Below are 13611 nucleotides of genomic sequence, written 5' to 3'. Positions count from 1 at the left end.
GAGATGGGAGTTCATTTTTTTACAGGTTTTCCAGGGTTTATTTCGGGTCAGTTAATACGCGAATTATTTCGAAAAAATCAATCTCAGGAAGTAATTGCAATTGCTTTAGCTGGTGAATTAATAAAGGCAAATATAGAAAAAGATAATATATTAGCGGAGTTTCCTAACGGTTCTATTCGTATTGTAGAGGGAGATATTACATTACCGAATCTTGGTCTAGAAAATCAAGTTGGACAGGAAATTGTATCTCAAATTGAGGTGCTTTGGCATTTAGCTGCAATTTATGATTTAGCAGTACCACGCGATATAGCGTGGAAGGTAAATGTGCATGGTACGAATATGGTCAATGAATTTGTTCGAACGCTTCCAAACTTAAGACGCTATATGTATTTTAGTACAGCGTATGTGGCAGGTGCACGTGAAGGCGTTTTACGTGAAGACGAACTAATTCGCCCTTCTGCATTTAAAAACTATTATGAGGAAACAAAATATGAAGCTGAGCAACTAGTAGAGGATTTAAAAGCAGAATTACCACTGACAATTATTCGACCTGGCATAGTCCGAGGCCATTCTGAAACAGGAGAGACAGTTAAATTCGATGGACCTTATTTCTTTTTAAATATGGTAGATAAATTAAAGTGTCTTCCATTTATTCCGTATATTGGTCAATCGCAATCAATGATCAATGTAGTTCCAGTAGATTATATTGTAAACGCCTCGACTTATTTAGTAGATGAAAAATGTGCTGAAGGGAAAACTTTGCATCTAACGGATCCAAATCCACATCCTATGCAGGAAGTATACCGGACGATGGTAAAATTATTAACTAACCGCTATCCTAAGGGACGATTACCGTTAACACTGGCAAGAGTATCTTTACAAGTGCCACTTATTCGGAAAAATCTAGGTGTTGAGCAAGAATCTTTAGATTATTTAACTTGGAATGCGAAGTTCGATACATCAGAAGCTGTTGCGATTTTGAAAAAGGGAGGTATTATATGTCCCGATTTTATACAGACTATGCCTAGGATGATTGATTTCTATTTAGCGCATAAAGAAGATAAAATTTATCAAATTGAGATAAAGTGAAACTTCACTCAATGAAACATTGATTCATAGTTGAACCTATAGGCATTTATGGCATCCTCATTTTCATATAAAGTGGGCGTTAAACTGTCCGTTAATGGGGATACAGTGAAACTAACGAATTAATGGAGAGATAACTTTGCCAGCCTTAAATGATAGTGCTATAATAAGTTTACAGAAGAAAATCCTTCGACGTTTTGTCAAAGGGGAGTAGCTAACTGATACGAGCGATGTATCTGGATTCACATTCGTCATGACATGGTTTTTACCATCGGGTGTGATAGGCGAATAACTCTATGCTAGGGTATTTAGTTACTAGTAATAGAGAGAAGTACTGATCATGAAGTGTCAGGTATTTATTTGCTTAGCGAGACCTTTGCCTTTTTAAAAGGGCAGAGGTCTTTTCTTTTGTACTCGAATAGTAAAAACTATTATGGGTATACAGAGCTTTAGAGGGAGGCACTTGAATGGAATCAATTTTTTTACAATACGGTTGGGTGCTTATTGTACTTGTAGTATTAGAAGGGCTATTAGCAGCAGATAATGCGGTTGTAATGGCTGTGATGGTGAAGCATTTACCACAAGAGCAACAAAAAAAGGCGTTATTTTATGGATTATTCGGAGCGTTAATATTCCGATTCGCAGCACTCTTTGTTATCACAATATTAGTGAATTATTGGCAAATCCAAGCGTTGGGAGCAGCTTATTTATTATTTATGTCTGCCAAAAATATATATGATTTGCATTATAAAAAGGATTCAACAGAGGAGTCTAATGAAAAGGTTAAGAAAAAGGGCTCTGGTTTTTGGATGACAGTTCTTAAGGTGGAAGCTGCGGATATTGCATTTGCTATCGATTCTATGCTTGCTGCAGTTGCCATTGCTGTAACTTTACCTGAGGTAGGTCACTTTGAGGTTGGTGGCATCAACGGTGGTCAATTTATTGTCATGTTACTTGGTGGATTTATTGGAGTCATTATGATGCGATTTGCGGCACAATGGTTTGTAAAAATATTAAATGACTACCCATCACTTGAAACCGCTGCGTTTTTAATTGTAGGTTGGGTAGGTGTTAAGCTTGTTGTGCTAACTTTGTCACATGAGAAAGTGGGCATTTTACCTGTAGATTTCCCACATTCTACTGCATGGGAGTTAACTTTCTGGATTGTGTTATTAGCCATCGCACTAGGAGGTTATCTTGTAGGTATACGTCATAAAAATCAAGATAAATAATTAACTTATTTCAGCAAACAACATCCGCTGAAATAAAGGAACTCAGGCTAAGAACCTCACATCCTGTGAAAACGCCTGAGTGACCAACATCGTTTTGGCCTAAAGCCTCCGGCGGATGTCACGGAATAGTCGTAAGAGGGATAGTCGTATCTATTCCTCTTTATTTTTTTATGTATTTTTCCTATACTAATATCTATCGGGTTTAGCATTATGTGAGAAGGAGTTGTTAAAGTGCCCTGGGAAAAACCATCAAATAGACTTGTAACGCCTTTTCAGGTACTTGTTTCTTATTATTTTATAGCTATAGCGATTTCCTTTCTGTTACTACGGCTACCAGGCGTACATCAAGAAGGTGTGGAAGTTTCATTATTAGATAGCTTGTTTACTGCAGTAAGTGCAGTTAGTGTAACAGGTTTAACAACAATCAATATTTCTGAGAGTTATACAACATTTGGGCTAGTGATGGTCCTTGTTATTTTACAGCTTGGGGCAATTGGCATTATGTCACTTGGTACCTTTGTTTGGTTACTTGTTGGGAAAAAAATTGGTATGCGCGAGCGTCAATTAATAATGATTGACCATAACCAATACAATTTGTCAGGGGTTGTTCAATTAATTCGAGAAATATTGAAAATCTTAATTGGCATTGAAGTAGTGGGGGCGGTTATTTTAACTTTGCACTTTACCAATTATTTTGATACTTGGGAAGAAGCCTTGATTCATGGTGTCTTTGCCTCCATTTCAGCAACTACAAATGGTGGTTTTGATATTACAGGGATGAGTTTACTACCGTTTCATAACGATTACTTTGTTCAACTGGTAACGATGGTGCTCATTGTGCTTGGTGCTATAGGATTCCCTGTGCTGATAGAAGTGAAAACTTTTTTACTCCATCGCCATGAGAATTTTCGATTTAGTTTATTTACTAAAATAACAACCTCTACATATGCCATCCTATTTGTGGTAGGGGCTGTCGTTATTTTTTTGCTTGAATCATTCCATTCCTTTAAGGGAATGCCTTGGCATGAGGCGCTGTTTTCTGCGATGTTCCATTCTGTTTCAACGCGATCAGCTGGACTTACGACGTATGATGTAACAACTTTCAGTGAAGCGACAGATATTTTTATGAGCTTTTTAATGTTTATTGGTTCGTCTCCAAGTTCAGTTGGCGGTGGAATAAGAACAACAACGTTTGCGATGGCCATTCTATTCCTAATTACTTTTTCACGAGGAAAAGAGGATATTCAAGTATTCGGACGTGAAATACATTTAATTGATGTATTCCGCTCGTTTGTTGTCATTTTATTGGCATTCTTTATGGTATTAGTCGCAACAATTATTTTACTCATTACGGAGCCAAACGCGACTCTTATTCAAATAATTTTCGAAATTACGTCAGCATTCGGAACCTGTGGGATGTCTTTAGGAATCACTTCCGATTTATCAGTAATTGGTAAAATTATTATTATGATTTTAATGTTTGTTGGTCGTGTCGGTTTAATCTCCTTCCTGTACACTCTCGGTGGTGGCGGTAGAGGCAAAAAATCTAGCTATCACTATCCTAAAGAGCGTGTAATAATTGGTTAAGTACTGACACATCTCAAAAAGCCCAGGCTCAAAATTAATTGATTGAGTACCTGGGCTTCGTAATTTTTAGTTAGATGAATTTTTATAGAGTAATTCCTTTTTAATCTAACTCTTTGTGAGGCATTGTTATTCGGAATTGGTAAATCTCTTTATAGTTTGCAAGTTCGAAAGACGCTAAAGTTTATTGAAATACCATAAATGAAACTAAGGATTTTAAAGGTTATCTTAGTAGAAAATCTATTTATAAAAAGTGACTTAGATTGCTTAATTGAAAAAAAATAGCTATTGCCATACAATTGTCAAAAAATTTTAAATTGTTTTTTCCTGAGTGTAATGACTAAATAATGGGTATTATATACAAGGTTCCTACATTGGTGTACTGAGAATTTAGTTCTAAACTTTTTTAGGATAATTGTAATGCCTTCTTACACATCTGGTGACCATAAGAATGTATGGCTTTTCTTGAAAATGAGGGCATTAAAAAAGTAATTGTTAAGTTTCATTTTTAGGTTACTGAGAAATTTAAGAATTTTTTATGAATGCAAAAACGCTAGTCCAACTATTTATTAATGGACTAGCGTTTCTTATTATATAGAGTGGATTGACGCAAAGTATGGTGCTTGACCGTGACGGAAGTAAGTTAAGAGATAACCATTTTTTTGTACAATTTTGCCATTTGAGAAATTTTGGTAATCGACGTGATGAGGAATAATGAGCGTATGTTTAAACAACTCTTTTTCAGATAGATTGAAGCTGGCGAATTCCTCACCTGCAATTGCAGGGTTTTCACGTAAAGCATTATAAAGTGCTTTTTGTTGCTCCTCTGTAGGGCGTTCTTTCCACCATAATTTACGTGGTTGGAACTGCTGAGCCGTTAAATAGTCTAGTTGCATTAGGCTTTGAATGATAGTTAAATCGGCACCTTCTACAGTTTCTAAAAACATTAATAAACGACGGAATAAATCCTCGAGCTGATGACCGATACGCGACCAACCTTTTGTTTCCCAATAAGTACCGAAATTTTGGAAGAAATCAAATGGTGTTTCAAACACTTCAGTTACTAAGTATTCAATCGTATGATCCATACGGTGATCGTTCCAATATTTCTCAAGTACATCCTCTGCATGTTTAATGCGTACTATATCATCAAATGTTAAGACATTGTTTGAGAAAATCTCGTAAGGAGATTGGTCCACATACGTATAGCCGAATTTTTCAGCCTCTAGACGAAGGCCTGTACCACGCAGAAGTTTTAGGAATCCAAGCTGTAATTCCTCTGGTCGCATTGCGAAAACATCATTAAAGGTTTGACGGAAGCTTGCATAATCTTCCTCTGGTAAACCAGCGATTAAATCTAAATGCTGATCAATCTTTCCACCTTCTTTGACCATCGTCACTGTACGCGTTAATTTTTCAAAGTTTTGACGGCGCTGTACAAGAGTATTAGTTAAATCATTCGTTGACTGAACACCTATTTCAAAACGGAAAAGACCTTTTGGTGCGTTATCATTTAAAAACTGGATAACCTCAGGACGCATAATATCTGCGGTAATTTCAAATTGGAATACAACCCCTGGCTTATGTTCATCGATTAAAAACTGGAACATTTCCATGGCATAGCTACGGCTTATATTAAATGTACGGTCAACAAACTTAATAGTACGCGCACCATTGTCCATCAAGAATCGAATATCTTCTTTTATTTTTTCTCGGTTGAAATAACGAACGCCTACTTCAATAGAAGATAAACAAAATTGACAGCTAAATGGACAGCCCCGACTTGTTTCAATATATTGAATTCGTTTACTTAGATGAGGGAGATCCTCCTCAAAACGAAATGGACTTGGCAACTCACGCAAATCTATTTTTGGCGCCTGTGCGTGAATCCGTACTTTACCATCCTCTAAGTAGCAAATCCCTGGAACATCCTCCAATGGAATTTCTCCATGTAAATAGCGTAGTAATTGTTTAAAGGAAGTTTCTCCTTCGCCCATAACAATGAAATCAACCTCTTCAATTCTGCGTAACCAGTGGTGGGAATCGTAAGAAACTTCAGGACCCCCGAGCAAAATTTTAACATTTGGGCAGACAGTTTTTAACATTTTGATAACGTGAATGGTTTCTTCGATATTCCAAATGTAGCAACTAAATCCTACAATATCAGGTTTTTTTTGAAACAAATCTGATACAATATTAAAAGCAGGATCTTTAATTGTATATTCTGAAATGACTGGATTAAACTCTGGTAAAGCAGCACCTTTTAAATAACGCAAAGCTAAATTTGTGTGAATATACTTTGCGTTTAACGTAGTTAAAATAGTATTCATGCAATAATCTTCCCTTCAATTTCTTATTGTAACAGTCAAGTAGCCGTCATACAATATAATTCTTTTTACCTATTTATTTTGTGAACAGTTCGTGAAATAATTTTAAATACTTAAATTTACTAAATTTTGTAATAATAGAATCGTGCAGTCATAAAATATAGTAAAGGCTCAAAATTCGATTAAGAGGTTTTTTACTCTTTTGAAAGGTTCGGTGAGAAAGTTGAAGCAAAATGATATTAATCAATGTTTTGGAAATCTTATGAAAAGTACTTCGTCACCAACACTTATTCTTAATAAAGCAGGAAAAATTTTGAACATGAATGAGGCTGCTATTAAACTTTTTAACCTCAATTCAACATATATTGGCTACTTAGTTATGGACGAGCCATCAAATTTAAATTGGGCGAAGTTCATCAAACAATTACAAAGTGATTTGAGATCAGAAGAAATCTTCAATATTCAAACAGCTAGTAATGGATACGAAATGATGTCCTTCAAATGTTTTTATGATCCGAACACAGAAGAAATTGTTGCGCAAATTTCAACGTTTAATAATGACATAGCTCATGAATTGTATGTTAGTCAAGAGCAAGAAAGATCACAATTTTTCAATGCTTATGATTACTTACCATATGCTGTTATTGTAAGTGACGCTAGCGGTATAATTCTTGGGCTAAATAAGTATGCTGAAATGTATTTAAAAATAGAAAAATCACAGCTTCTTCATAAGGCACATCAACACATATTTGATGCATTTACGTTGAATAATGGTCAAATTACAACATACCTTTCTAAACTGATGGGTGAAAAACATGCAAGCATTCATGTAGTTGATGAAACTCAAGTTAGCAGAACTTGCTATTATGAAATATCGAGTATTTTTGATGAATATAACAATATTATTGTCACAGTCATTATTGATGAAACAGAAAAGAAACAACTTCAACATAAAGTTGAACATCAGCAGGCTTTAAATGTTGTCGGACAAATGGCCGCGAGTATTGCCCATGAGATTCGTAATCCATTAACTTCTTTAAAGGGCTTTACCGAATTATTAAAGCTAAAAGCTGATGAAGAGTCTCGCATGTATTTATCTGTTATCGATAGTGAACTCCAAAGGATGGAGCAAATTTTATCTGAGCTTTTAGTATTGTCCAAGCCTACCAGTATGAAGGTGGAATTATTAGAGATAGACAGCATTGTGAAGCAAGTGATTGAGTTTATGCTACCAGATGCGCTTATGAAAAATATTATGATTCAATATATCTCTCCTTCTAGCCAAGTGTATATTGGAGGCAATGAGAATCGCTTAAAGCAAGTATTCATGAATCTTATTAAAAATGCGATGGAGTCCATGAATAATGGTGGAACGATCACAGTAGAAATGAATGTGATTGACTGTGCGATTGTAGAACTAATGATTAAAGACGAAGGTGCCGGCATGGATAGCACTACCCTTCAAAACTTATTCCAACCTTTTTACACGACGAAATCAACAGGGACAGGACTAGGCCTTGCTTTCGTGAAAAAGGTGATTGAAGAGCATGAAGGTGTAATAGGTGTGAATAGCGAATTACAGAAGGGGACATGCTTCCACTTACAATTCCCAATTTACACATTCAACCAGATAGATAAAATGGATGTATCCACGAAAGATTCTGCTTATTTAGTAACATAAAAGGAGTCATACTGGTTGCATAAATCACCATGATTGGACAAAATTAAATATTGCTTTTGACAATGCTTTTCTAAAATCGCTATAATGGCTGTATAGAGAGCGAATTGAGAGGAAAAGGATATGACGTCAGAAGATTTAAAGCAATCTTTAAAACTATATATTGTATTGTCACGTGCGCATAAAGCAATTAATGAAACGACACATCAATTTTTTCAAGAGAATGGATTAAACCCAACTGAATTTGCTGTATTAGAGCTTCTTTATCATAAAGGAAGACAGCCATTACAGCAAATTGGCAATAAAATTTTGCTAGCTAGTGGGTCTATTACGTATGTCATTGACAAGCTTGAAAAAAGAGGATATTTATTACGTGTCTCCTGCCCATCAGATCGCCGTGTTACCTATGCGGAAATTACAGATAAAGGTGAAGACTTCATGGGAGAACTATTTCCTGAACATGAACGTCAATTACATGAATTGATGAGTGTGCTGTCGCTTGAAGAAAAAGACCAAGCTATTACTTTATTAAAAAAATTAGGGCTATCTATAAAGGATCTGTCTTATTAAAAAGAGTTGTCTCAATGCATTTGAGGCAACTTTTTTTAATGTAAGAACCTCCCATTTTGATGTTCTATCCGTCACCTTTGTTTCTATTAGCACAATGCAAGCTTTTAAAACATAAAAAGACTGTAGAGCAAACAAGTTTGTCTACAGTCTTTTTGAAAATTATTTTTTAGAAATAGTTGACGCCATTTTAAGCATAGCATCTGTTAAATCTAGTTCGTCGTTATCGTGAATCGTTAGTTTTGTAATTAAACCGTCTTTTTCAAAAACAACGCCGACTACTTTTTCGGTATCAAAATCTACAACATAACCCTCAACGCTTTTAGCATCTTTAAATGCAGCTAGTTCCTCAGAAGATAAGGCTACTGGTGCACCAACAGCATTCATATGATCTTGCATAGATGTCTTTGCATCATCATAACTTGATTGTGATGCATCAACTGTTTCGATACGCATAAATACTTCTGAATTTTCATTAGAAACTAACATGTCTTTACCTGGTTCTTCTGGAGAAAGTGTAAATCCAGGTAGCTGTTGCATTTTATAGCCTTGATCAACACTTTTAGATTCTGTTGCATTTTCAGTTTTGTCTTCGCCTTTTTGTTTGTATTTAACTTCTTGTTCTGTCTTAGCTGAAGTGTCTGTGTTGTCTTTATTTGTTTCGTTTGATGCAGGCGTTTCTTGCGATTCATCTACAGCCTTATCCTCAGTTGCTGGTTGTTGTTGTTGTTGTTCAGTCGGTGTATTTGATGGCTCATTTTTTTGAGTATCAGATTCCTCTGTTTTATCAGAAGTACATCCTGCGACTAAAACGGCTGTTAGTAGTAATGCAGATAGAGAAAAAAACATTTTTTGCATGAAAAGCCCTCCTTTTCTTAATTAAACGTTGGTAAAGATAAAATGTTTCCAAAATTTAATGTTATCATGGTAAAGGTAACACTAAAAATAATAATAGTACAAAAACTACATGGGTTACAATAATTAGTGGCATACTTTTACGCCATTCATATAAAAAGCCCCAAATAAGGCCAGTTATAAGTGCAGCGATTACACCAAGTATAAAACCACTTAGTGCAATAGAGATGGCGCATAAAACCGCTGTTACAATAACAGCGAAAGTAGGGCGCATAAAGCGTTTCAACTGTTGTTGAATATAGCCTCGCCAAAATAGCTCTTCACCGATAGCTATAATGAACACCAGTAAAATATAGTGCCAAATATTGTGTGGTCCATAGTTTCTTAAGAAATTTTGTACTGTTTGTACTAAAGAATCATTAATGAATGGTGCAAGCCAATAGCCAAAGCGTATAATACCGTATGTTATTGTACCGTATCCAATACCGAAGAGTAAAAATTGCCAGGTAGGTAACTGATCTTCGATTTCACCAGCCATAAGTGCAATTGCAATACATACAAGCAAAGTAAATGAATATAGGTACCAAAATACAGCTTGGTTAGCAAAGGTAAAAGCTAGCATGCCATAAACGAATAATAAAGAAAGGAGAAATATTATTGTTTGTTTCGAATTTGTAAGCATAATTAAACCTCCATACTTTAATTTTAACAAAAAAAAAGTCCCATATCATCTATAAAGACAAATAGGGACTATTCAGACTATTAAGCTTCGTTTGTATATAAAATTTTGTAACGTTTATGGTTGACGACCGTTTTCTCTTCAATTTCAAGGGAATCAAAATTCTCCATATATGTTAAATCAACGATCACCGAATTTTCATTTACTTTTTCGACTATACCTTGTAAGCCATCTTTAAACTCGATAATATTTCCAACCTCAGCTATTTTCACAGACAGTCAGCTCCTTCATCGACTAATAATATACAGTTTGCATGAAAAAAAGGGAAACGTAAAGCCTTTTTTGAATAATTCATAATTTATTACACAAAATGATAAATGAAAGGGATAGAAAACATGGAAAAATACGAAAATATGATTAAACAATTACAAAACGGGGAAATAAACAGTATAGAAATAGAAAAGGAACAATTTTATGAGTTTCGAGAAGTGCTTGTAAAACATCCTTTATTTAAACATGTTAGAGGTGAGGCCAAACAAAATGGACGAATCATTTACACGTATCAGGAAATTCCTAGAAGCTAATTTGTCGAACATTGTCGTAAGTTAATGCTGTAAGAAATGAAATATAAATGTATAATAATGGTATGATTATTTGTGTGTGGAGGGTTGTATGAATGGTCAATCTACTCTTGAAACAAATGGAACGAACTCGTGAGATGATGATTCGCTCAGGTGTAGAAAACGGGTTGCAAAATGCGAAAACCATTCAACTGAGTCGCAGATTAGATCAGTTAATGAATACTTATTATAGACAGACAACATTTGAAGAAGAAGAAAATCAAAAAGGTTGAAAGAATGTTCCGATATTCAGAGTATAAACTTTTAAATAAATGTTTAAAAAGTATTCTATGGGGGATACTTAATTTGAACACAGCAACATTCTCATTTCCCCCTTTAGAGCAGTGATACCCCATCATCTGCTCTTTTTTTTATCTTCATTCTATTGAAGGAAGATAAAGCCTCCGAAAGCAATTACGCCAAGGCGGAATTGCTTTACTCGTATATATGTAGCACATAAGGTTTTTAGTACAAGTTAATAAGAGAAGTTTGAATTATCGCACTTATTCAACTACACTAAAAGATAAAATAAGAGCTAATGATTGGTTATTAAACTATTTCAGCAGGTTTCAAATATCCGCTGAAAAGAGGGACTCAGGCTAAGAACTTCACATCCTGTGAAAACGCTTGAGTGACCAGCATCGTGCTGGCCTAAAGCCTCTGGCGGCTGTCAATGGTACAAAGAATCAATCAATAGCCTTTATAACACAAAGGAGTATTTTACATATGAAAAAAGAGCGAATTGCATTTATCGGCACAGGTGTTATGGGCGCTAGCATCATCAAGCATTTATTAGAAAATGGTCATGAGGTAAGCGTTTATACACGTACAAAGGAGAAAGCAGAGCCACTTATGGCACTAGGTGCAGCTTGGGCAAGTTCACCAGCAGAAGCATTTAAAAATAAGGAAATAGCCTTTACAATGGTTGGATACCCTGCAGATGTAGAGGAGGTTTATTTTGGAGATAACGGATTATTTCAAATGGCTGAATCTGGCAATACTGTTATTGATATGACTACTTCAGAGCCAACATTGGCAAAGAAAATTTCTGAACATGCCCAAAGACTTGGAGTAGAAGCGTTAGATGCACCTGTTTCTGGTGGAGATATTGGTGCTCAAAATGGTACATTATCAATTATGGTGGGAGGCAGTCGAGCTACATTCAATAAAGTCCTACCCGTCATGAATCATTTCGGTGAAAATATTGTTTATCAAGGTGAAGCTGGTGCAGGACAGCATGCTAAAATGTGTAATCAGATCGTTATTGCTTCAGGTATGATTGGTGTATGCGAGTCACTGGCTTACGGTTTAAAGGCAGGGCTCGATTTATCAACGGTATTGCAATCTATTTCTTCAGGTGCAGCAGGTTCTTGGTCTTTAAGTAATTTAGCACCCCGTATGATTAAAAATGATTATGCACCGGGTTTTTATATTAAGCATTTTGTGAAAGACATGAAAATTGCTTTAGATGAATCTACAAAAATGGGGATTACATTACCAGGTTTAGCACTTGCTTATGAAATGTATGAAAAGCTTATTGAAGAGGGCTATGGTGAAAATGGTACACAGGCACTTTTAAAGGCTTATAAATAAATAGTAAAAGTTGCTTCACATGACAGAAAACTGAAAAAGAATTTAAGGGAACCTGAAGTATCATCTGGAAGGATTGATACTTCGGGTTTTCATATATCTTCATTCAGTAGAGGACTCCCACCGCGCTTTAGCGCAAAAAACATCTACCGCTGACGCTTCGCTTTCGCGCAAAAAACATTTGTCGCTGACGCTTCGCTTTCGCGCAAAAAACATCTGTTTGCCTAAAGCTTTCGGACGCAATTACGCCAATGTGAAATTGATCTAGCTGCCCACTACCACACAGAAAATAGCAAGTTGCGGAAGCATTACTCTTTAGCAAAAAGTTTGGCATCTAAAGAAAAGCTAGATGCCCCTGCAAGTGCAAAGTATAGAGCCATTGCAGCTAAAGCCAAATCTAGTTCATATCCGGCTAATCCATTTGCGCCAATAAAGCCAACGCTAAGCTTCGCTGTAAAAATGGCAACAATCATTGTCACGGCCAATAAAGCCCCAAAAAGTCTTGTACCTAAGCCTAAAATAATTGCTATTCCTCCAACTAGTTCGATAATAGCAACAATATAAGCCATAAAGCCTGGAATACCAATAGCGTTAAAAAAATCAGCTGTATAGCTTATACCACCTTGAAACTTTTGAAAACCATGAACGGCAAAGGTAAAGCCAAGAACGACACGTAAAATAGTTGAACCAATATTTTGCATAATTAATAACTCCTTTTGTTTTTTAACTTACATTTCGTAACTTAGTTTATTTTTAAAAACAACTTTTGTCAAGTAACTAAATTTTATTTATAAAACTGTTTTTTCGAAAAAATGATATACTCTTAAATAAGAATGAAATACTATGGAGGCAGGTAAATTGGAGCAAAAAAATATTTGTCCACGATTTGAAAAGGCGTTAAAAATATTAAATCATCGTTGGAATACCTTGCTTATTTATCAGTTATTGGAAGGTCCTCAACGATACTCAACAATTAAAAATCAATTGGGGATTAGCAGTCGTGTGTTAACGGAAAGATTAAAAGAATTAGAGAGTGAGCACATTGTGGCACGTACAGTTATTCCATCAACGCCAGTCGTGATTGAGTACGAGCTGACAGAAAAAGGACATGCACTGACACCAGTCCTTAAAGCAATTGAACAATGGTCTTCCGTGTGGGTGAATACGGAAGAATAGCACAATGGATATCCAAGCGAGGGGGCTTGGATATTTTTTATGATGACTAAAGTCACTAAGTTCCATAGTCATCATTTAATGAGTATTCATATAAATCTTTTGTAGTTTACAAAAGGGGAGAAGAATCGTTCATTTTAAAGTGTTAGTCAAGTGGAATTGCGTGTATATTGTAAATAACATTAATTTTCTTTAAATATCGGGTCTTTTTTAATGCAGG

At 35.5% G+C, this 13611-nt stretch carries 14 protein-coding genes; 9 read left to right on the top strand and 5 right to left on the bottom strand.

What is annotated here, in order from left to right; all coding sequences use genetic code 11:
• Positions 1 to 3: 3 nt before the first annotated feature.
• From ACB089_RS20400 to ACB089_RS20390, 3 genes are all read left to right on the top strand, one after another.
• Complete coding sequence (locus ACB089_RS20400; protein WP_374963675.1) at positions 4 to 1089, top strand: SDR family oxidoreductase; 1086 nt, start codon at positions 4 to 6, stop codon at positions 1087 to 1089.
• Between the two features lie 464 nt (positions 1090 to 1553).
• Positions 1554 to 2318, top strand: coding sequence for a TerC family protein (locus ACB089_RS20395; RefSeq protein WP_374963674.1), 765 nt, complete (start codon positions 1554 to 1556; stop codon positions 2316 to 2318).
• A 231-nt stretch (positions 2319 to 2549) separates the two neighbouring features.
• Complete coding sequence (locus tag ACB089_RS20390; RefSeq protein ID WP_374963673.1) at positions 2550 to 3905, top strand: TrkH family potassium uptake protein; 1356 nt, start codon at positions 2550 to 2552, stop codon at positions 3903 to 3905.
• Positions 3906 to 4492: 587 nt separating this feature from the next.
• Here ACB089_RS20390 and ACB089_RS20385 read toward each other — a convergent pair.
• Positions 4493 to 6232, bottom strand: coding sequence for a B12-binding domain-containing radical SAM protein (locus tag ACB089_RS20385; protein ID WP_374963672.1), 1740 nt, complete (start codon positions 6230 to 6232; stop codon positions 4493 to 4495).
• Between the two features lie 316 nt (positions 6233 to 6548).
• Between ACB089_RS20385 and ACB089_RS20380 the strand changes: the two genes are divergently transcribed.
• Both ACB089_RS20380 and ACB089_RS20375 read left to right on the top strand, forming a co-directional pair.
• Positions 6549 to 7910, top strand: a complete 1362-nt coding sequence (locus ACB089_RS20380) for an ATP-binding protein (protein ID WP_374967603.1) — start codon at positions 6549 to 6551, stop codon at positions 7908 to 7910.
• A gap of 120 nt (positions 7911 to 8030) precedes the next feature.
• A complete protein-coding gene (locus ACB089_RS20375) occupies positions 8031 to 8477 on the top strand; it encodes a MarR family winged helix-turn-helix transcriptional regulator (RefSeq protein ID WP_368636921.1) in 447 nt (148 codons plus the stop codon).
• A gap of 159 nt (positions 8478 to 8636) precedes the next feature.
• Here ACB089_RS20375 and ACB089_RS20370 read toward each other — a convergent pair whose 3' ends face one another.
• The 3 genes from ACB089_RS20370 to ACB089_RS20360 form a co-directional block, all read right to left on the bottom strand.
• On the bottom strand, positions 8637 to 9332 hold the full coding sequence (locus ACB089_RS20370) for a hypothetical protein (protein WP_374963671.1): 696 nt from the start codon (positions 9330 to 9332) through the stop codon (positions 8637 to 8639).
• 64 nt (positions 9333 to 9396) lie between these two features.
• Positions 9397 to 10011 carry a lysostaphin resistance A-like protein gene (locus ACB089_RS20365; RefSeq protein ID WP_374963670.1) on the bottom strand — a complete coding sequence of 205 codons (615 nt, stop codon included), beginning with the start codon at positions 10009 to 10011 and terminating at the stop codon, positions 9397 to 9399.
• 80 nt (positions 10012 to 10091) lie between these two features.
• Entirely contained in the window at positions 10092 to 10280 is a 189-nt protein-coding gene (locus ACB089_RS20360) for a DUF2187 family protein (protein WP_053483503.1), read from the bottom strand.
• 123 nt (positions 10281 to 10403) lie between these two features.
• Between ACB089_RS20360 and ACB089_RS20355 the strand changes: the two genes are divergently transcribed.
• The 3 genes from ACB089_RS20355 (at position 10404) to ACB089_RS20345 (ending at position 12221) form a co-directional block, all read left to right on the top strand.
• Positions 10404 to 10592 (top strand): hypothetical protein, encoded by a 189-nt coding sequence (locus tag ACB089_RS20355; RefSeq protein WP_374963669.1) that lies wholly within the window; start codon positions 10404 to 10406, stop codon positions 10590 to 10592.
• A gap of 92 nt (positions 10593 to 10684) precedes the next feature.
• Positions 10685 to 10861: a Spo0E family sporulation regulatory protein-aspartic acid phosphatase gene (locus ACB089_RS20350; protein ID WP_374963668.1), complete on the top strand. Its 177-nt coding sequence runs from the start codon at positions 10685 to 10687 to the stop codon at positions 10859 to 10861.
• Between the two features lie 493 nt (positions 10862 to 11354).
• Positions 11355 to 12221, top strand: a complete 867-nt coding sequence (locus ACB089_RS20345) for an NAD(P)-dependent oxidoreductase (protein ID WP_374963667.1) — start codon at positions 11355 to 11357, stop codon at positions 12219 to 12221.
• A gap of 305 nt (positions 12222 to 12526) precedes the next feature.
• On the opposite strand, the gene ACB089_RS20340 is transcribed toward ACB089_RS20345, so the two are convergent.
• On the bottom strand, positions 12527 to 12919 hold the full coding sequence (locus tag ACB089_RS20340) for a DoxX family protein (protein WP_374963666.1): 393 nt from the start codon (positions 12917 to 12919) through the stop codon (positions 12527 to 12529).
• Positions 12920 to 13076: 157 nt separating this feature from the next.
• Between ACB089_RS20340 and ACB089_RS20335 the strand changes: the two genes are divergently transcribed.
• A complete protein-coding gene (locus ACB089_RS20335; RefSeq protein WP_374963665.1) occupies positions 13077 to 13394 on the top strand; it encodes a winged helix-turn-helix transcriptional regulator in 318 nt (105 codons plus the stop codon).
• Positions 13395 to 13611: the final 217 nt, after the last annotated feature.

Origin of the sequence: Lysinibacillus sp. RS10, assembly GCF_041956855.1 — a bacterium.
GTDB classification, from domain to species: domain Bacteria; phylum Bacillota; class Bacilli; order Bacillales_A; family Planococcaceae; genus Lysinibacillus; species Lysinibacillus xylanilyticus_A.
The sequence above is the reverse complement of the archived record's forward strand: the minus strand, read 5'-3'. Positions and strand labels throughout refer to the sequence as shown.